This is a genomic window from Mucilaginibacter gilvus (assembly GCF_004054195.1).
GTDB classification, from domain to species: Bacteria; Bacteroidota; Bacteroidia; order Sphingobacteriales; family Sphingobacteriaceae; genus Mucilaginibacter; species Mucilaginibacter gilvus.
In genome coordinates, this window is sequence record NZ_SBIW01000007.1 from 67,900 (window position 1) to 86,321 (window position 18,422).

Sequence of the window (18,422 nt, forward strand, 5' to 3'; positions counted from 1 at the left end):
TTTTATATCTCGTCGCGCACTTCCAGCAGGAATTTTTTGAGGCTTTCCAGCGAATCTATCACGCGCTGGTTATCGCGGCTGTCGCCAATATTGCTTTTCAGGTAGTCCTTAGCGCCTTGCAGGGTGTAGCCCTTATCGCGGATGAGGTGAAAAATGATCTTAAAGTTCTCGATGTCTTCCGGGGTGAAGTAGCGGTTGCCCTTTTTATTCTTCTTGGGCTGCAGCACATCAAATTCCTTCTCGTAAAAACGGATCAGCGATTGGTTAACATCAAACATGGCCGACACCTCGCCCATGGTATAGTACATTTTGCTGATCTCGCGTTCTTTGTAAGGCATACACAAAGGTAGGTGGAAATTTCGAATTTCGAATTTTCAATTTCGAAATTGTTGGTGGAGTCGGATTGATTGTTATCGCCGTAGCGTTCCAGTTCGCGGGCAATAAGGCGCTGCATTCGCAGGTCATGCGGGATGTAGAGAAACACCACTACGTCAAACATCTCCTCCCAATCCGCACCCCATTTGATCACCGAGCCGGCCTGCACCCAGCTATTGTGTTTGGCCATATCTTCTTTAATGGTACGATTACGCAACCCCGGCTCACGCTTGGTGGTGAACGGCGGATCGGTAAGTACCCAAAAGTATTCGTCTGTATCAAAAAAGGGGGTGTTAAGGCTTTCGGCCAACGCGCGCCCCAGGGTAGTGGAACCCGCGCAGGAAGCGCCCATGACTGTATTTTCATTGTCTGAATCAGGATTTGCAGAATTATAGAATGAACAGAATAAGAAAAGTGCAAATGTATAGTAAACGCAAAATTCTGCAAATTCTTTAATTCTGTGAATTCCGATTCAGACAACCTGCGGTAGCGATAGGAGCGGATACCGGCCCCGGGCCTAAGGCCATGTGCGCGTATGAACGGATAGCGTGGGGCAAAGCCAACGCCCATAACCAATCAAATTCGAATGTCCGCTGAGGTTGCCACGCTATCGCTTATAATGACATAGTGTGAAGCAAAGTGTGTAATAATGTGTAATTTCTACTCAAAAATTCACACTTTTGCACAGCAAACCCGTTTTGCAATACAAGTACTATTATGACAGCTACCCAGATCCGCCAGGCATTTCTTGACTTTTTTGCTTCGAAGGGACACGTAATTGTGCCCAGCGCGCCAATTGTAATAAAAAACGACCCTACCCTGATGTTCACCAACGCGGGGATGAACCAGTTTAAAGATGTGTTTTTGGGCGAGGCTCCCGCCAAAGCGCCGCGCGTGGCCGATACCCAACGTTGCCTGCGCGTTAGCGGTAAGCATAACGATTTGGAGGAAGTGGGTATTGATACCTACCACCACACCATGTTTGAGATGCTGGGCAACTGGAGCTTTGGCGACTACTTTAAAAAAGAGGCCATTGCCTGGAGTTGGGAGCTGCTTGTTGATGTTTACAAACTGGATAAGGACCGCCTGTACGTTACCTATTTTGAAGGTGACGAAAAGGAAGGCCTTGAAAAAGATACCGAAACTTACGAATTGTGGAAGCAATACGTAGATGAATACCATATACTGCCCGGCAACAAAAAGGATAACTTTTGGGAAATGGGCGAAACCGGACCCTGCGGCCCCTGCTCGGAAGTGCATTTCGATAGTCGCCCGGATAGTGAGCGTGCCGAAGTTAGCGGTGCCACGTTGGTAAACGCCGACCACGACCAGGTGATAGAGATTTGGAATAACGTATTTATGCAGTTTAATCGACTGAAAGATACCACGCTGCAGCCACTGCCTAATAAGCATGTGGATACAGGGATGGGCTTTGAGCGTTTGGTGCGGGTACTGCAAGGGAAATCAAGCAATTACGATACCGACGTTTTCCAGCCGATGATTCAATTCATTGCGGAGAAGAGCGGCCAGAAATATAATAGCGCTGCCAAACCCGGCGATGCTGACTGGAACGATGCCGTAGCCATGCGCGTACTGGCCGACCATATTCGTGCCATTAGCTTTGCTATTGCAGATGGACAATTGCCAGCAAGCAATAAGGCCGGTTACGTTATCCGCAGGATCTTACGCAGGGCGGTGCGTTATAGTTATCAAACCCTGGGTTTTAAAGAACCTTTCTTTAACGAGTTGGTGCCATTGCTGGCCGAGCAATTTAAAGGTGTGTTTGATGAGTTGTGGAGTCAGAAGGATTTTGTGCAGAAGGTGATTTTGGAGGAGGAAATTGCTTTTTTAAGAACTTTGGCTTCTGGGATAAAACGGTTTAACGAGTTAACATCGGTTTTTGCATCTATAACGAGTGTTGAACATCCTGTTGGGACTTTAACTGAAATAAGTCACGGTAGAAAAATCAGAGGTGAACACGCCTTTGAACTTTCTGATACCTATGGATTTCCGATTGATTTAACTGAATTGATGGCACGGGAAAGGAACTTTTCTGTTGATATCGACGGCTTCAACGCCGCTCTCAAAGCTCAAAAAGACCGCTCCCGCGCAGCGACCGCCATTGATACCGGCGACTGGATCCTGGTAAAAGACGAGGACGAAGCCGTTGAGTTCACCGGCTACGATGAAACCGAAACCATCGCTCATATTATTAAATACCGCAAAGCAACGGCTAAGGGTAAAGAGCAGTTCCAGTTGGTGTTGGATAAAACGCCTTTCTACGCTGAAAGCGGTGGCCAGGTAGGGGATAAGGGAGAACTGGTTTTCCCTAACGGGGAGATCATCGACGTTACAGATACCAAAAAGGAGAACGGGCTCATCGTTCATTTTACCGATAAACTACCATCCACACTGGAAGATGCTTTAACGGCCATGGTAGATCCGGAGAAACGCAATAGCACAAACAACAACCACAGCGCCACGCACTTGCTGCATGCCGCCATGAAACAGGTACTTGGCAGCCACGTAAACCAAAAAGGCTCATTGGTAAACAGCGATTACCTGCGTTTCGATTTTTCGCACTTTGCAAAAGTGACGGAAGAGGAACTTGACCGTATTGAAGCCATTGTAAATGAAAAGATCCGCCAGAATATTTACCTGCAGGAAGAGCGCAGCGTGCCTTACCAGCAAGCCATCAGAAGCGGCGTAACCGCCCTGTTTGGCGAAAAGTATGGTGACTTTGTCCGTGTAATTACCTTTGATGCTAAGTTTAGTAAGGAGCTTTGCGGTGGTACACACGTAAAGGCTACCGGGCATATCGGTTACTTTAAAATTATATCAGAAAGTGCAGTAGCTGCGGGCGTTCGCCGTATCGAGGCCATCACCGGCATTGCTGCGGAGAACTACATCAACGAGCAAACCAAACTGGTGCAACAGGTAAAAGAATTGCTGAAGAACCCGAAGGATATCGGTAAGAGCATCGAAAGCCTGCTGGAAGAAAATAATCGCCTCAAAAAAGAAATAGAGAAATCGGTACTGGAGAAATCATCGGGACTAAAAGATGGATTGGCTAAAAAAGTCGAGAGTATCAACGGTATCAATTTCATCGCCCAAAGGGTAGAACTACCCAATGCCGATGCGGTGAAAAACCTGGCCTATAATTTAAAGGATATTGTACCAAACCTGTTCCTGGTATTAGCGGCAGAGATCGGCGGCAAGCCAAACATCACCGTAATGATAGCCGAGAACCTGGTAAAAGATAAAGGCCTGCATGCCGGGAACATCGTAAAAGAACTGGCCAAAGAAGTAAAAGGTGGCGGCGGTGGCCAGCCTTTCTACGCCACAGCCGGCGGCAGTGATGCAAGCGGCATTGATAACGCGCTGGCGAAAGCGAGGACGTTTGTAGGGTAGAACCTTATAACCCCATGTCATTTCGATGAGCAGCGGGAGGGAATGAGTGGGGCGCGAAGAGAAAATTTGTACGCCCTGCCTATAGGCTAATTGCAAAGTTCGGATGCATGGCGTAGAAGAGATCTGGCAAAGATACCATCAGAACAGTTGGGCGAAGATAAAAAATCTATACCCTCCGTAAGTACTCAGAAAAAAGCATCCAATCCAATGGACGTTGAGCAGATAACCAATCTTGAAGGTCGAACAGTAGATATAGTTCGTACTCCTGATGGGCCGATGTTGGCAAGGTATTACCGCCCAGAATATACCGCTGGGCACCTTGCGCAATTGAAAGTAAATCCGCATCCTTTTGAAGGATAATTAACGCGGATATTTCCTTTTGTTTAAATGTTTTATTTTCTAAATGCTCGTTATCAGCGAGCATTTTTTTTGCCTCTTCTAATTTCATGGCACAAGGTAAGTTATGTCGTTGTTATGCCGAAATATATTTATCTTCGGCTAATTAAAATACTGTACTAAATCGGAGTGCTATCCTGAATTACCACAAATAGTATGCACACAAACCGAATATGAGTACGCTGTTAAAGCGTGGCTGTATTCTTTTGTGTGTAAGGCTGTGGTAAGCCGAGGATAGCGAGAGAGTTAAACAGTCACGCTTATTTTTTATCCAAAAATTACCACATAATGAAAAAACTACTCCTGTGCGTTGCCTTAGCCGCGCTATGTTTATCGGCTTGTAAAAAAGAATCTCAATTAAAAACCATTGAGATAAAATCAAGCAATATTGATAAAAACACTACCTACAATCTTACTGTAAAAAGGGATGGTGGAATATTATTAGCCGCCGAGAGGGAGGCAAAAAGTACCAATTATACATTAACAGCGTCCTCCGGTGAGGCGTTGGTTGTTGATTATATGTTTACAACAGCAGGCAACCAATACGGACAGGGTCACTTTTCCTTTACTTATAATGGAACATCATTGCTTGAAGTAAATGGCGGATCGGGTACTCATACTATTGTGGTGCCATGAAAATATATGTAAAGCAGATAGTGCTGGTTGCCGCCTTGCTGATACTTATAATCACAAATCCCTCAATGCGCGACTTTAAAGAAAACCAAGCTGAATATAATACCCTACATTGCTACAGAAAGTATAACTTTTATATATTTAGCGTATACCACAGTTATCAAGATTATATAGGTGTGTTTGGTAATTTCGTAGCAATCAGGAAAAGCAATCATGCAACGGTGATTAATCAAGAAAAAAGAGGCGCTGTGGATACCACCAATATCATTGAAACAGATGAATTTGGCATACCATTAAAAAATGGTTCTCTCAAAAAAAATAATGTTTTAAAAGACTTTATAATCTGTTATTTATTACTTTAGTTAAATGACGTTTGAGGAAGCAAAAGCATTAAAATTTCAACATGAAGATTTATTATACTATCTTTTAAATGGAGCTTTAATTACAAATATAGAAATCATACCGATTCCAATAGGTGAAAAGTCACTTCAGGAATACGCGGCATTGCTTGGAAGGCATCCCACTCATATGCCGCCCATGTGCCGGTCTCCGTACGGACTATTTGTATTCTTTGACCTGAACGATTCGTTATCCAGAGGCGTTCCAGTTCAAGTGATGGCAATTGAATACCTCTTGCCTTTACTTCCACCACGAAACGAAGTTTAACACCCTTACCTGTTATAGTTACTTTTGTGGTATTCTCGTTTAACTGTTTAGAGGGGTTAGTTGCCAGAGATCTCGTCGCTGCGCTTCCCTCGATATGACAGGGTGGTGAAATAAAATAGAAAAGGCCCTCGATTGATCGCAGGACCTTTTCTATGAATAGTATTTTATTTAGTGTTTGCCGTGGCCGCCGCCATGGCCTTTTCCGTTGCCATGGCCTTCGCCATGCCCTTTTTCGCCGCCACCATTGCCATGGCCGGGGTTACCATTGTAAACTTTTACGTTTTTGCGCACGTAATTTTTGTTATGTGACCAATTAGAATTTCCACGAACAACAACCTGCTTGTTAGAGCCTTTGTATTTAGCGTAACGGGTACGGTCGGTAGTGAAGTAGCGGTAAGCCTGCGGGCGGTTCACTACCACTTTATAGCCATTGTTAATGTTGTAATTGCTGTAGCGCGGTGGCAGCGCGTTCCTGAACACCCATTGCCCGCCGTCCATATAAACGTATTGGTGCTTTGGCACGTAGTAATAGCTTTCCACATCGGGCAGGTAAACATATTCAACATTTGAATATTCTACAGGGGGTGTCCATGTGCCAATATTAACATTGAGGCTTACCTGCGCTTTAGATTCGGTAACAGATGCAGCAAGCAAAAAACAACTCGCCAGCATCCCTAAAATAATTTTTTTCATGGTGTAGTAATGTAAGTGTCCGTATATTTTAATACGTTATGATACAGACAGTATAGCAGGCAAATAGTTTAATAAATTTATGATATTCGTAATAAATTACCCAATTTATTGTCGTAGTAAAAATATTATCTTCAATAGATAATCAGCGCTATTTTTTCATCGTTGATGTGGTTTGGTACAACACAGGTAATACATTTGAAAAAATACCTCAAGAAATATAAATAACATTATATTTGAAAAGTTCAAATCAATGCTGTACAACAGCTGAATTATAATATGGCAGTTCTAACAGGCGGCGTGAGTGATAAGTACGAGTTAGTTGTAGGATTAGAGATACACGCGCAATTATCCACTTTAAGTAAGGCATTCTCCTCAGATTCGGCGGCTTTTGGCGCCGGGCCAAATGAGCATGTGAGTCCGGTTTCATTGGGGCATCCCGGTACATTACCACGCATCAACAAAAAAATGGTGGAATACGCCGTTAAAATGGGGCTGGCGTGTAATTGCAGCATCAACCTCAAAAACACATTCGCCCGTAAAAATTACTTTTACGCCGATCTGCCTAAGGGTTTCCAAACCACGCAGGATCAGCGCCCTATTTGCATAGGCGGGCATGTTACGGTTAAACTGGCCGACCATACCACCAAAGATATCGCCATCCATCATATCCACATGGAAGATGATGCCGGCAAAAGCTCACACGATCAGCACGACGAATTTTCCCTTATCGACTTGAACAGGGCGGGGGTTCCTCTGATAGAAATAGTATCGCAGCCCGATTTGCGCAGTGCCGAAGAGGCAGGCCAGTTTTTAACCGAAGTGCGCCGCCTTTTACGCTACCTGGATATCTGCGACGGTAATATGGAGGAAGGCAGTATGCGTTGCGATGCCAATATCTCGGTACGCCTTTGGGGTGCACAAGAGTATGGTAACCGTTGCGAGGTGAAGAATTTAAACTCGATCCGTAATGTGCAGCGCGCTATCGAGCACGAGTTTGCACGCCAGGTGGAAGTTATAGAAGCAGGAGGCCATATAGACCAAAACACCTTAAATTTTAATGCAGATACCGGCGAAACATCTGTACTTCGTTCTAAAGAAATGGCGAACGATTACCGCTATTTCCCCGAGCCGGACCTGCTACCGGTGCAGCTTACCGAAGGCTATTTAGAGGACATCCGTAAACAAATGCCGGCTTTGCCAAAGGAGTTGTTTGCCAGGTATACCACGGAACTCGGTCTGTCGGATTACGACGCAGGGGTTATCACCGCCGATAAGCAATTCGCTGCCTACTTTGAAGAGGTCATTAAATATACCAACCATTATAAATCTGCTGCGAACTGGCTGATGGGCGCGGTAAGTTCCTATATTAACGATCATAACATCCATATCACAGATCTGGAGCTGAAACCCGCTACGCTTGCCGGCTTAATAAAGCTTGTAGATGATGGCAAAGTGAACAATTCAGTAGCATCGCACAAAATATTTCCTGAAATGCTGAAAGGAAATGGAAAAAGCGCCGACCAAATAGCTAAAGACCTTAATTTGCTCATCAGCGACGATTCATCCCAGTTGGACGAATTTATCCACGCCGCTTTGGCCAAATTCCCGGATAAGGTAATAGAATACCAAAAGGGTAAAAAAGGCGTTTTAGGCTTGTTTATGGGCGAGATCATGAAAATTTCGAAAGGAAAGATCGACCCCAAAAAAACAAATCAGCTGTTAATAAAAGAATTAGAATCTAAATAAAAATGAAGATCCGTCTGCTTACCTGTATTACTTTTTTGTTAGCGATTTTTTTTACCTCATGTAAGGATTCTGAGAACTTCAAGATCTCGGGTACAGTAACCAACTCCGGTAAAATAGGCAAAGCCACGTTGTATATGGCTGATAGTACAGGCTCGCGCTCTATAGATTCGGTTGCTATTGTTGATAATAAATTTGAATTTAAGCACGCCACTCCTTACGAAAGCCTTTATAAAATTGGGATCGCCGGTCGCATATTTGACGTGGTAGTAAAAAATGGTGACCATATTACGTTCAATACCGATTTAAACGACTTAAAACACAGCTACGAAATTTCGGGTTCTGAACCATCTGAAAAAATTAGGGAATTTAACAGGATCAGCAACGTGTATGGCGATAAAAATAGCAAACTGTCTGATGAGTATATGGCTAAGTCAGACGCACTTGGGCATTCTTCAGATTCACTACTAAAAATTTACATGCCGGTTTTTCAGAAAAACCTTGCAGATTACAGCCAGGAAGTACTTAGCTTCATGGATAAGAACAAGCGTTCCTTAGCAGGTTTTTATGCCGCAACTTCTCTCGACCCGATCAAGTACGAGCAACAATTGGTTGCTTACGGCGACGAAATAAAGGAGGATTTTAAAGATAACCCCGATGTAGGGAGGTTTAAACACCAGATGGAGATAGCCAAGCCTATCTCGGTAGGGCATAAGGCTCCCGAGTTTGCCATAACTTCAATAGATGGTAAAGAAGTAAAGTTATCAGATTATAAAGGAAAGTATGTGATGCTCGATTTTTGGGCATCGTGGTGTATGCCTTGCCGAAAGGAAAACCCTAATGTGGTTAAACAGTATGGCAAATTTCACAGTAAAGGCTTTAATATCCTGGGGATTTCCTTAGATGTAGAACAAAAAAACTGGGCTTCGGCAATCAAAAGCGATAATTTAACGTGGACGCATGTGTCTGATCTTAAGAATTTTGAAGGGCCTACAGAGCAACTTTACCATGTGGAGGCAATTCCTTCGAATTTCATTATCGACCCACAGGGTAACATCGTAGCAAAGAACATTACAGGCACCGAACTGGAAGCTTTTTTAAACAAGACATTTAATTAGCCTAAACAATACGTTAAATTTTTACAATAGTTAACAATTTGTTAATATGTATTTAACCGTATGCTTGCATTAACAGCATACATTTATACAAAAATTTAACCTGCCCATGAGCACCGTAAAACAAAAGATCTTAATTGTTGACGACGAACCCGATATTTTAGAACTGATAGAATATAACCTCAAAAAAGAAGGCTATCAGGTTTATTCGGCCCGTAATGGGCAGGAGGCCGTTGCCGAAGCTAAAAAGACACTTCCCGATCTTATTGTACTGGATATCATGATGCCAAAAATGGACGGCATAGAAGCCTGTCGCATAATGCGCACCATGCCTGAGTTTAAGAACACTTTTATGGTTTTTTTAACCGCGCGCAGCGAAGAGTATTCAGAAATTGCCGGTTTTAACGTAGGTGCCGATGATTACATCGCGAAACCTATTAAGCCACGCGCGCTCGTGAGTCGTATTAACGCTATCCTGCGCCGCAATGCACCACCCGAAGACGTTACCGATAACAAGTTGGAAATTGGCGACCTTGTGATAGACCGCGAAGCTTACTTGGTTTACCAAAAAAGCGTAAAGGTAGTATTGGCCAAAAAAGAATTTGAGTTGCTTTACCTGCTGGCCTCTAAACCCGGCAAGGTTTACACCCGCGAGGTGATCCTGAAAAATATTTGGGAAGACTCGGTAGTGGTAACCAACCGCACCATTGATGTACACATCCGCAAACTACGCGAAAAGCTCGGTGATGATGTTGTAGCCACCGTAAAAGGTGTAGGCTATAAGTTTGAAGCCCGATAGATAAAACACAACATAGGTCCCGAATTTTCGGGGCCTATGTTGTTTACACTACCTGCCAATGCTAATATTTGCCAGGTATTAACTAAGCTTTTGCTGCCGCTTTTTTGCGAGTGGTGGTAGCTGCTTTCTTAACCGATGCTGCGCCTGCTTTTGCTGGGCTTGTTACGGCTTTAGCTTTATCGGTTGCTTCTGCTTTTGTAGCCGTGGCCGTTTTTTTGGCATCGGCAACGGTTTCTTTCGCTTTAGCGGTTATGGTTTTTGCTTTGTCGTCCGCTTTGGCTTTGATTTCTGTGGCAGTTGCTTTCGCTGTAGCAGTTACCGCTTTTGCTTTATCGGCGGCTTTAGCTTTTACTTCGGCGGTTTCTTTTTTGGCACTCGCGGTAGTTTCGCTTACTTTTTTGCTTACCGCGGCTTTCGCTGCAGTGGCTTTTTTAGCAACAGCAGTTTTTGCTGCCGTAGCTTTTTTAGATGCGGTTGCCTTTTTGGCGGTAACAGATTCTTTGATATCATCAAATTTTTCCTCTGCTGATTCTTTCAGGTCTTCGGCGGTGTCTTTTGTGCCTTCCCAAAATTCCTCTATCGTTTCTTTTATTTTTTCGAAAAAGCCCTTTTCCTCGGGCTGCGTGCTTTCTGTGCTCATGTTGTTTTTATTTAGGTAGATGGTTAATGTTGTTTTTCAGGATAATAACACCGGTGAATTTGTTTTGTTTTTGCGCTGCAGATTCTGTTCTCATATACATAGGCCGGATTACATTAATAAACCGTATTTTTGCCGGCTATATTAAAATATGAAATTTCCAAAATTTGCTGACCTGATCCTGTTTGAGAACGATGATATTATTGTGGTGAACAAGCCGCCGTTTATCAGTTCGCTGGATGAGCGCGAAGGCGGCGAGGTAAATATGCTGCGCCTGGCCAGGCAATATACCGACGACGCCCAGATCTGCCATCGCCTCGATAAAGAGACCTCAGGCGCGCTTATTATAGCTAAAAACCCCGAAGCTTACCGGGCCGTAAGTATGCAGTTTGAGAGGCGGAAGGTTAAGAAAGTTTACCATGCCGTAATTGATGGTACGCACGTGTTTGAGGAGCTGCTTATCGATCTGCCAATCCTGAATGTGGGTAAAGGTACCGTTACCATTAGCCGCCAGGAAGGCAAACGTGCTGAAACCTGGTTTCAATCGTTAAAATACTATAAACACTATACTTTGGTAGAATGCCGCCCGGTAACCGGTCGTATGCATCAGATCCGTATCCATTTGGCTACGCAGCGCGCATCTATCGCCGGCGATGATATGTACAAAGGCCAGCCTGTGTTTCTTTCTAAGCTAAAGCGCAAATATCAATTAGGTAAAGACCAGGAAGAACTGCCGATAATGAAGCGTTTTGCCTTGCACGCCTATGAAGTAACCTTTAAGTTAGTGAACGAAGAGGTGGTAACCATCCACGCGCCTTACCCAAAAGATTTTGAAACGCTTTTGAAATTACTGGATAAGTTTGATGCTTAATACGTCAGATCAACTTTTTGCTTTTGTAATCCTTCAATAAAGCGTCTGCTTGTGCTTGGTCGTTTTTTAACAGGAGGCCAAAATATGCTGATGCCAGTTTGTAGGTTTTGCTTGATGGAGATTTAATTTGAAGGCTCGCGAGCGCTTCCTTGTAATAGTTGGAAACGGTTCCTTTCTCATCCTCAATCACAGGTGTGTTATCCATACCTTCCAATAACGTGGCAAGATATGCTCGCCAATTGCCTTTGGCGCTGCTTGCAATTATAGCGTTTGGATATTTTACCGAGAAGTTTTCCCACCAAACTGTCCGCCGGGCAAGTTGAATAGAGCTTATGGTAAGCCCTGCATCTTCCTGAAAGCCCTCTTTTTCTTCCTTGCTGAATTGCACCAGGTATTGCTGTAAAGCCGGTGACAAGTATGGCGAAAACCATTTGACGTCAAAATCATAGTCCCGTCCAAGGTAAGTTTCCCCCTCAGACATGTAGATATAAAAACAGTTCTCCCGTAATCCTTTACCATAGGCTACCAGCGCCGCAGATAGTTTGGATTGGGGGAGGGTGTCAACTTGGGTGGTATCCATAATTAAGGAGTCGAAAGCGAGCGTTTGTTTACTTCGCGATTCGTCTATCACCTCAATTAAGTGGGTAAAGAACTTTTGGTATATCAAAAAATAGGCGGTATCCTGGGTAGGCTGATCCTGATGGGCAAATAACGCGACGCATTTTTTTTGCAGCCAGGGTAGACGACCCCATTTTGTTACTACCCAGACCGCTTAAAAACTTTTGATAGTCTTTAAGCACCGCCTGCCCATAGTTGGAGATTCTAATTTGTGTTGACCTGGCTTTTTTTGCTTTGTCTGTTTTTTTTGGTGCCGGTTGTTTGCAGGCCGCTAAGCACACAGCAACTAATAACAGTAAATATTTCATCGGGATTAAATATAAATTAAACGAACAAAAAAAGCCCATACATTAATTTAATGCATGGGCTTTAATATTATTAAAGCTGAAATTTAGCTTATTATTTGCTCGGTGGAGTTGTGTCTCTCAGGAATGTTGCACTTGCAGGCGGAGTTGTATCCCTAAATGCTCTGAAAGACGGTGGAGTAGTGTCTTTCTTCATGTTTTTAGAAATAGAACCAATTGTACCTTTTGGTGTAACAGAGTGGTCTTTTTGGCAAGAGTAAATGCTGATAGCAACAACGGCCATAGCAACAAAAGGTATAATTTTTTTCATGTGTATATTTAGTAGTTTTTTGTACTGTCCTTTTAAATTAAGTAAAGATATAAAATATATTTATAACCAAGTATTAATACGTGGTTATTTTAAAAAAGTTCCGGAAAAAACGTTTTTTTTTGAAAATAGGCATGTATAATTTTCTATAATTTGTTTTTATCAAAGGCAACCGTAAATTTATAGAAAATATACTTCATGCGTAGAACGCTTATTATTGTTATAAGTATTACATTTTCATTTTTTTTTGCTGTGCATGCACAAGTGCCTAAAGTTGCTGTTGTGCCCTTTCAACAGTCAAAAATAAACCAGGATACTTTAGCCAATATCCTTGAGCAGAAAGACGATTTTACAAGGCAAAAGAGGTTGGTTGTTTTTGTAAAAAATTATATACAAGCTTCGGCAGAGGATAAGCTTATGGCCGTTCAAGATACTTTTAACCAGGCGTTTACAAAATACAGCATGGTTGATAGGGATGCGTTCTCTAATTTTATGGCCAGTTTTGCCTTGTACAAAAAGCACAATTTAAAAGACGCCGAGGTTTACATGAACAAGGCCATCCAACTGGCCGAAAAAAAGAACGACGCCTATCTTTTGTTCCAGTTTTACACACATTTGGGCTTCATCCAAACCGATCAGGGTAACTTTATCGCCGCTGTTTACAACTACAGGTTGGCAAAAAAAGAAGTAGTAAAACTGAAGGATAAACTGCCGGATAATCGCCCGCAGGCATCTTTAAACATTAATATCTCTGATCTTTATTATAAATCGGGCTTCTATACCCAGTCTTTAAACTACCTCGACAAGGCTTTAGCCTTGATAAGTAAGGACGAAAAAAATATGAATTTGCTATCGAGCGTGATTTATTATAATAAGTCTGAAAACTATTTCAGGAAAAATGATATTGATTCGTTGAAGGCCTATCATGCAAAACTGAATGATCCGCGTAACAAAAATTACAAAATATATAATTACAGGCAGCGTACGGCTTATTACATTACTTTGCTAAAGCGCGATTACCCATTGGCCATTAAACAAATAATTGCCATGGAAAAAAGCGCTAAATACATTTATAGCGACCTGGAGGAGCAACGACTTGCCGATGCTTATTTTATGAATGGGCAGCTGGATTCTGCAAAAAAGAAGGTAGATGCCCAATTAGCCATCGCCGCAGCAAATAACCACCCCGAGATCAAGTATCACTTTTATGATGTACTGGCGCAAATAGCGCAGCAAAAAGGCGATAACAAACTGGCATCATACAATTATATGCTGGCGCTTAAAGAGTCGCAAGAGAATAATTTGCGGTTAACACAGGTAGGGGACATCTCCTCGCAAATAAAAATAGACGAGGCCGAAAACTCTTACACGCAGCGTACCGCCATTTACGAAAAAGAACGCCTTTGGCTGATATTTATGGTGGTAGTAGCCGCTTTAATAATTGTGGCCATAGCGCTTATTTACCGTAACGTAAAGCAGAAACGCCACTACGAACAGCTTTTGTTTGCTACCAAAAAGGCCGAACTTGCCTTTATCAATTCGCACGAGGTACGTAAGCACCTCACCAATATCCTGGGTATTATGGATATTATACAGCATAGCGATAATAATAAAGAGGAGTATAAACAATGCGAAGAGTATCTGCTCAGCTCTGCAAAACGCCTTGATGAAGCGATTAAGAATATCTCCGAAAAAATTAACGAATAAATTAGTCTTTCTGATACATCAGGAAATGTTGTATCGGCATAAATTCGCCCCGGCGAACCAGGTGGAAACCGTTTGCTTTCATTTCTTTATTCACCTGGGCTACGCTCATTTTATGTAACGCCTTTATAGCTACTTCGGGATCTTCTGCGCGGTATTCCAATAATAACAGCTTTCCTTTCGGTTTTAATGATGCACTTATAGCCTGCAATATTTCTTGCGGATAAAGCAATTCGTGGTATACATCTACCATTATGGCCAGGTCTATAATATTGGGTGGTAGGTTTGGGGAGCGTTCGCTGCCTTTTATAACCGTAACATTGGCTTGTTTAAGTTGCGTGCTTTTATTTTCAAGGTACTTAATGGCATCATCCTGTATCTCTACGGCGTAAACCTTTCCTAATGGTACCTTTGGCGAGATCCTGAAAGTGTAATAACCGGTGCCGGCACCTATATCGGCAACTACGCTGTTTTTGTTAATTGGTAACCTGGATATGGCAAGCTCTGTATTTTCTTCCCGCTGGCGGCTATCGCGTTCCAACCAGGCAGCTCCATCAAAACTCATCATCTGTGCAATTTCGCGGCCAAGGTAAAATTTACCCTCCCCGCCGGTAGTAGCAGTTTTATAGGTATATACGGCACCCGGTTGCTGCGCCGATAATTTTAGGCAGAGCGTTAAGGCGTACAGGAATAAGCAGGCATGTTTTACACTGAGCATATTTTACTTAACGTAAAACAGCCGTACTAAGTTTTATTGCTATAAACGGACGATAGAAAGGTTGGTTGCTGTAAGGTTTAGGTTGCGCGCTTGTTTACAAGTTTATCAAATTGGTTTCCCTTGCAATAATATCGGCAATGCTGGTTTCTGATAGTATTTTTAGCGAAGCATCGCGTACTTCAATAAAAACGTCACGGATACCGCAGGTAGTTTCCTGGTGGCATTCGTCGCAACGATGGTAAAAATTTAAGCTGGCACAGGGTACCATGGCTATTGGTCCATCGGTAATGCGCATAATACTCACCAAAAAAATCTCTTTTGGGTCCTTATTTAAGCTGTAACCACCGCCTGCGCCCTTTTTACTGTATAAAAAACCGGCGTTGCGAAGGTCTAAAAGGATCTGTTCCAGGAATTTTTTCGGAATTTTTTCTACTTCGGCAATTTTAGATATCTGCATGGGCGGTTTATCCATGTTTTTGCCCATGGCTACCAGCGCTTTTATGGCGTATTTAGTTTTTTTGGATAGCATTTTTAAAATTAAGCTGCAAAGTTACGTAAACAAAATTTGTTAAGCTAACAGGCGAAAATTAAGTAAAAATTATGATTTATCTGAGTGCCCCAAACTTTTCTCCGGGTTAACTATATCTCTTATCAATTGTTTCAATTCTTTTATCTCCGGAAAACGCCCCTGTTGCTTTCTGTCGAAGATCTCGGCATCGTTTACCCGGATAGTATATCTCCCGCTTGTTTCGCTTGGTTGCAGCGTTACACCGTAAAGATCATCACTAAAGGTTGTAAGCAGTTCCTGGGCCATGTAGGCGGCGCGGAGTAGCCAGTTGCATTTTGGGCAATATTCTATTATAACCGTAGGTTTCATCGTTATAAAAATAGTAACTTATTTAGAAACAAAACGATATAAATATGGCGCTTTATGTGCGCCCCCGCTATATTTTTTTGCAATCCGCTCCAATATACCCATGCTGAGCATTTTGCGCTGAAATGCAGGGCGAAGTAACCTTTTGCCTAATATAGTTTCGTAGAGGCTTTGCAGATCGCCCATGGTGAAATCTTCGGGCAGCAGGTTAAAGCCTATTAGCTTATCATCCAGCATAATTCTGAGCGATTGCAATGCTTTATTTACAATGGCGGTATGATCCTGTATCAGTGGGGGGAGTGCATTGAGATCGTACCAGCCGCAGCTATCAAATATTTTATCGGGTGTGGGGGTAACCCGGGTAAAATCTACCAAGGCAAAATAACCTACGCTGATAAAGCGCTGCAGCAGCCAGTGACCTGCATCAGGCTGAGCGCCGTTGGCGATCATAAAGGAAGCGAAGGGTGATGGGTCGTGCCGGGCCAGATCGCCAAAAACGTGGAACTGTTCCAAAAAAATATCAGTCAAGCCTGTACGCTCTGATGCCACCCGTTTCGCAGCATCGTCCAGGTTTTCGTTTTTGCGGATGAAACCGCCGGGCAGCGCATGCAGGTGCGTTTTGCTGTACCGCATCATCAGCACTTTTAATTGCCTATCATGAAAGCCAAATATTACGGCATCCACAGCAAGGTGAGGAATAAATCCTTCGTCCGTAGGAGGGCCTTCTGTTGATGTTGGTTGCTTAGTCATTATTTTGCCGGGCAAACAAATAAATTTGATAATGCCAAAATTACGAATTATTATTGTAACATAATGATACAATAGTTGATCCGCCCGAGGATGATGTTTGTTATCCATTCAAATCCAACCAAATAAACAAAATTCAGAATGAAAAAATTTACACTTTTTGTGCTTGTGCAATTGGCCGTTACCCTAACCATGGCACAAACACTTGTTAAAACCGACAAAGGGCAGGTTGAGGGCGTTACCGAGAAATCGGGCGTTATCAGCTTTAAAGGGATTCCGTTTGCGCAGCCACCTATAGGCGACCTGCGTTGGAAAGACCCGCAACCGGCAAACAGCTGGACAGGGATACGAAAATGTGATGCCTTTGGCTATAACCCTATGCAAAAAAAGGTGTTTGGCGATATGGGCTTCCGCACGGCAGGAATGAGCGAAGATTGCCTTTACCTTAATGTATGGGTACCAGTAAAAAAAACCAAAGCCAAAATGCCGGGGCTGGTTTATTTTTATGGCGGAGGCTTTGTAGCCGGTGATGGATCTGAAAGAAGATACGATGGCGAAAGCATGGCCAAACGGGGTATTATCACGCTTACGGTTAACTACCGTTTAGGCGCGTTTGGTTTTTTGGCACATCCGGAGCTAACCAAGGAGTCGCCTCATCACACATCGGGTAACTATGGTTTGCTTGACCAAAACGCCGCGCTGCGTTGGGTACAGGCAAATATAGAGGCTTTTGGCGGCGACGCTAAACGGGTTACCATTGCAGGCGAGTCTGCCGGTTCTATGTCGGTTTCAGCGCAAATGGTTTCTCCGCTTTCAAAAAACCTAATAAACGGTGCCATAGGCGAAAGTGGTGCCATGTTTAAACCGTTGGCGCCTCAAAGCCTGAGCGTTGCCGAGGGAAATGGGGTTAAATTTGGTGAAAAGGCTGGTGCAACAACGCTGGCAGCATTGCGCGCTATCCCTGCAAATGAGTTGTTAGAGCTTGCTGCCAAACCAGGTAACCCATCGATTGGCTTTATTGTAGATGGTTATTTCTTTACCAAAAATCCGTCGGAATCATACTCCGCGGGTGAAGAGGCCAAAGTGCCTTTGCTGGCGGGTTGGAACTCGGCAGAGATTCCTTACCAGGCGGTGATGTATGGGAGTGCGCCAACGCCCGAAAACTACATGAAACAGTTGAAAATGTTTTATGCTGACAAAGTTGGCGAGGTTGCAAAGCTTTACCCCGGGACCACAGAAGCGGAGATCATTAAATCGGCAACAGAATTGGCCAGCGACAGGTTCATTGTTTACGCAACCTGGAAGTGGACCACCGCACATGCAGAAACCAGCGGTAAGCCGGTTTATCGTTATGTGTTTTCTAAACCAAAACCGCCCATGAGCGCTAAAATGGCTGGTGCTACACCGGGCCTTGCAGGCGGCATGAATAAGGCTGATCCCGCAAAACCAGCGGCACCTAAAGGCCCCGAGCCATACGCCGGAGCCCCTCATGCTTTCGAAATTGAATATGCGATGGGCAACCTGGCTACTAATGACTCTTACGCCTGGACCCCCGACGACTATAAAGTATCTGAAACTATGGAAACCTATTTCGCCAACTTTATAAAAACTGGCAACCCTAACGGCGCAGGCCTGCCAAAATGGACTGCCAATACTAAAGGTAGCCCGGTATCGTTTATTAATTTAAACACCACTACGATATTAGAAAAAGAAAACGCGCAGCTTAAAGGCCGGTACGTTTTCCTCGATAGTCAATATTCGAAATAACAAGCCGAAACTATCGTTAAAGCCGCCTCTATTTATAGGGGCG

The 18,422-nt window shown here is 43.5% G+C and carries 22 protein-coding genes; 10 read left to right on the plus strand and 12 right to left on the minus strand.

All coding sequences use genetic code 11. From position 1 onward, the window contains the following. Positions 1-2 precede the first annotated feature (2 nt). Together EPL05_RS14740 and EPL05_RS14745 are read right to left on the minus strand one after the other, a co-directional pair. Positions 3-338 carry a MerR family transcriptional regulator gene (locus EPL05_RS14740; RefSeq protein WP_128534747.1) on the minus strand — a complete coding sequence of 112 codons (336 nt, stop codon included), beginning with the start codon at positions 336-338 and terminating at the stop codon, positions 3-5. Beyond that, entirely contained in the window at positions 254-727 is a 474-nt protein-coding gene (locus EPL05_RS14745; RefSeq protein ID WP_128534748.1) for a shikimate kinase, read from the minus strand. The genes EPL05_RS14740 and EPL05_RS14745 overlap by 85 nt, the downstream gene beginning before the upstream one ends. A 365-nt stretch (positions 728-1,092) precedes the next feature. On the opposite strand from EPL05_RS14745, the gene alaS reads away from it, so the two are divergent. Then, complete coding sequence (gene alaS, locus EPL05_RS14750; protein ID WP_128534749.1) at positions 1,093-3,786, plus strand: alanine--tRNA ligase; 2,694 nt, start codon at positions 1,093-1,095, stop codon at positions 3,784-3,786. A 166-nt stretch (positions 3,787-3,952) separates the two neighbouring features. Here alaS and EPL05_RS14755 read toward each other — a convergent pair whose 3' ends face one another. Beyond that, positions 3,953-4,234 carry a hypothetical protein gene (locus tag EPL05_RS14755; protein WP_128534750.1) on the minus strand — a complete coding sequence of 94 codons (282 nt, stop codon included), beginning with the start codon at positions 4,232-4,234 and terminating at the stop codon, positions 3,953-3,955. Between the two features lie 236 nt (positions 4,235-4,470). On the opposite strand from EPL05_RS14755, the gene EPL05_RS14760 reads away from it, so the two are divergent. From EPL05_RS14760 to EPL05_RS14770, 3 genes are read left to right on the plus strand one after another with little or no spacing between them, the layout of a single operon-like run. After that, positions 4,471-4,818, plus strand: coding sequence for a hypothetical protein (locus EPL05_RS14760; protein ID WP_128534751.1), 348 nt, complete (start codon positions 4,471-4,473; stop codon positions 4,816-4,818). Beyond that, the gene (locus EPL05_RS14765; protein ID WP_128534752.1) at positions 4,815-5,177 is read left to right on the plus strand and encodes a hypothetical protein; all 363 of its coding nucleotides are present in this window, start codon (positions 4,815-4,817) and stop codon (positions 5,175-5,177) included. Before EPL05_RS14760 ends, EPL05_RS14765 begins: the two co-directional genes overlap by 4 nt. Before the next feature lie 4 nt (positions 5,178-5,181). Then, positions 5,182-5,481, plus strand: coding sequence for a hypothetical protein (locus EPL05_RS14770; protein WP_128534753.1), 300 nt, complete (start codon positions 5,182-5,184; stop codon positions 5,479-5,481). 168 nt (positions 5,482-5,649) lie between these two features. Here the strand turns inward: EPL05_RS14770 and EPL05_RS24015 are convergent, their stop codons facing one another. Continuing rightward, a complete protein-coding gene (locus tag EPL05_RS24015) occupies positions 5,650-6,174 on the minus strand; it encodes a hypothetical protein (RefSeq protein WP_166727719.1) in 525 nt (174 codons plus the stop codon). Between the two features lie 276 nt (positions 6,175-6,450). Between EPL05_RS24015 and gatB the strand changes: the two genes are divergently transcribed. From gatB to EPL05_RS14785, 3 genes are all read left to right on the plus strand, one after another. Beyond that, the gene (gene gatB / locus EPL05_RS14775) at positions 6,451-7,920 is read left to right on the plus strand and encodes an Asp-tRNA(Asn)/Glu-tRNA(Gln) amidotransferase subunit GatB (RefSeq protein ID WP_128534754.1); all 1,470 of its coding nucleotides are present in this window, start codon (positions 6,451-6,453) and stop codon (positions 7,918-7,920) included. 2 nt (positions 7,921-7,922) lie between these two features. Further along, the gene (locus tag EPL05_RS14780; protein ID WP_128534755.1) at positions 7,923-9,035 is read left to right on the plus strand and encodes a TlpA disulfide reductase family protein; all 1,113 of its coding nucleotides are present in this window, start codon (positions 7,923-7,925) and stop codon (positions 9,033-9,035) included. A 106-nt stretch (positions 9,036-9,141) separates the two neighbouring features. After that, entirely contained in the window at positions 9,142-9,831 is a 690-nt protein-coding gene (locus EPL05_RS14785) for a response regulator transcription factor (RefSeq protein ID WP_128534756.1), read from the plus strand. A gap of 82 nt (positions 9,832-9,913) precedes the next feature. Here the strand turns inward: EPL05_RS14785 and EPL05_RS14790 are convergent, their stop codons facing one another. After that, positions 9,914-10,471: a hypothetical protein gene (locus EPL05_RS14790; protein WP_128534757.1), complete on the minus strand. Its 558-nt coding sequence runs from the start codon at positions 10,469-10,471 to the stop codon at positions 9,914-9,916. Between the two features lie 148 nt (positions 10,472-10,619). On the opposite strand from EPL05_RS14790, the gene EPL05_RS14795 reads away from it, so the two are divergent. After that, positions 10,620-11,339, plus strand: a complete 720-nt coding sequence (locus EPL05_RS14795) for an RluA family pseudouridine synthase (protein ID WP_128534758.1) — start codon at positions 10,620-10,622, stop codon at positions 11,337-11,339. Positions 11,340-11,343: 4 nt separating this feature from the next. Here the strand turns inward: EPL05_RS14795 and EPL05_RS14800 are convergent, their stop codons facing one another. The 3 genes from EPL05_RS14800 to EPL05_RS14810 form a co-directional block, all read right to left on the minus strand. Next, a complete protein-coding gene (locus EPL05_RS14800) occupies positions 11,344-12,006 on the minus strand; it encodes a hypothetical protein (protein WP_166727720.1) in 663 nt (220 codons plus the stop codon). Beyond that, positions 11,972-12,265: a hypothetical protein gene (locus EPL05_RS14805; RefSeq protein ID WP_128534760.1), complete on the minus strand. Its 294-nt coding sequence runs from the start codon at positions 12,263-12,265 to the stop codon at positions 11,972-11,974. Before EPL05_RS14805 ends, EPL05_RS14800 begins: the two co-directional genes overlap by 35 nt. 91 nt (positions 12,266-12,356) lie before the next feature. Then, positions 12,357-12,572, minus strand: coding sequence for a hypothetical protein (locus tag EPL05_RS14810; protein WP_128534761.1), 216 nt, complete (start codon positions 12,570-12,572; stop codon positions 12,357-12,359). A 195-nt stretch (positions 12,573-12,767) separates the two neighbouring features. On the opposite strand from EPL05_RS14810, the gene EPL05_RS14815 reads away from it, so the two are divergent. Beyond that, positions 12,768-14,276 carry a hypothetical protein gene (locus tag EPL05_RS14815; protein WP_128534762.1) on the plus strand — a complete coding sequence of 503 codons (1,509 nt, stop codon included), beginning with the start codon at positions 12,768-12,770 and terminating at the stop codon, positions 14,274-14,276. A 1-nt stretch (position 14,277) separates the two neighbouring features. Here EPL05_RS14815 and EPL05_RS14820 read toward each other — a convergent pair whose 3' ends face one another. From EPL05_RS14820 to EPL05_RS14835, 4 genes are all read right to left on the minus strand, one after another. Then, complete coding sequence (locus EPL05_RS14820; protein WP_128534763.1) at positions 14,278-14,991, minus strand: class I SAM-dependent methyltransferase; 714 nt, start codon at positions 14,989-14,991, stop codon at positions 14,278-14,280. A 94-nt stretch (positions 14,992-15,085) separates the two neighbouring features. Then, entirely contained in the window at positions 15,086-15,520 is a 435-nt protein-coding gene (locus tag EPL05_RS14825) for an RrF2 family transcriptional regulator (protein WP_128534764.1), read from the minus strand. A gap of 69 nt (positions 15,521-15,589) precedes the next feature. Further along, on the minus strand, positions 15,590-15,868 hold the full coding sequence (locus EPL05_RS14830; RefSeq protein ID WP_128534765.1) for a SelT/SelW/SelH family protein: 279 nt from the start codon (positions 15,866-15,868) through the stop codon (positions 15,590-15,592). 18 nt (positions 15,869-15,886) lie between these two features. Next, positions 15,887-16,615, minus strand: coding sequence for an NUDIX hydrolase (locus EPL05_RS14835; protein WP_128534766.1), 729 nt, complete (start codon positions 16,613-16,615; stop codon positions 15,887-15,889). 138 nt (positions 16,616-16,753) lie between these two features. Between EPL05_RS14835 and EPL05_RS14840 the strand changes: the two genes are divergently transcribed. Next, a complete protein-coding gene (locus EPL05_RS14840; protein ID WP_128534767.1) occupies positions 16,754-18,379 on the plus strand; it encodes a carboxylesterase/lipase family protein in 1,626 nt (541 codons plus the stop codon). Positions 18,380-18,422 lie beyond the last annotated feature (43 nt).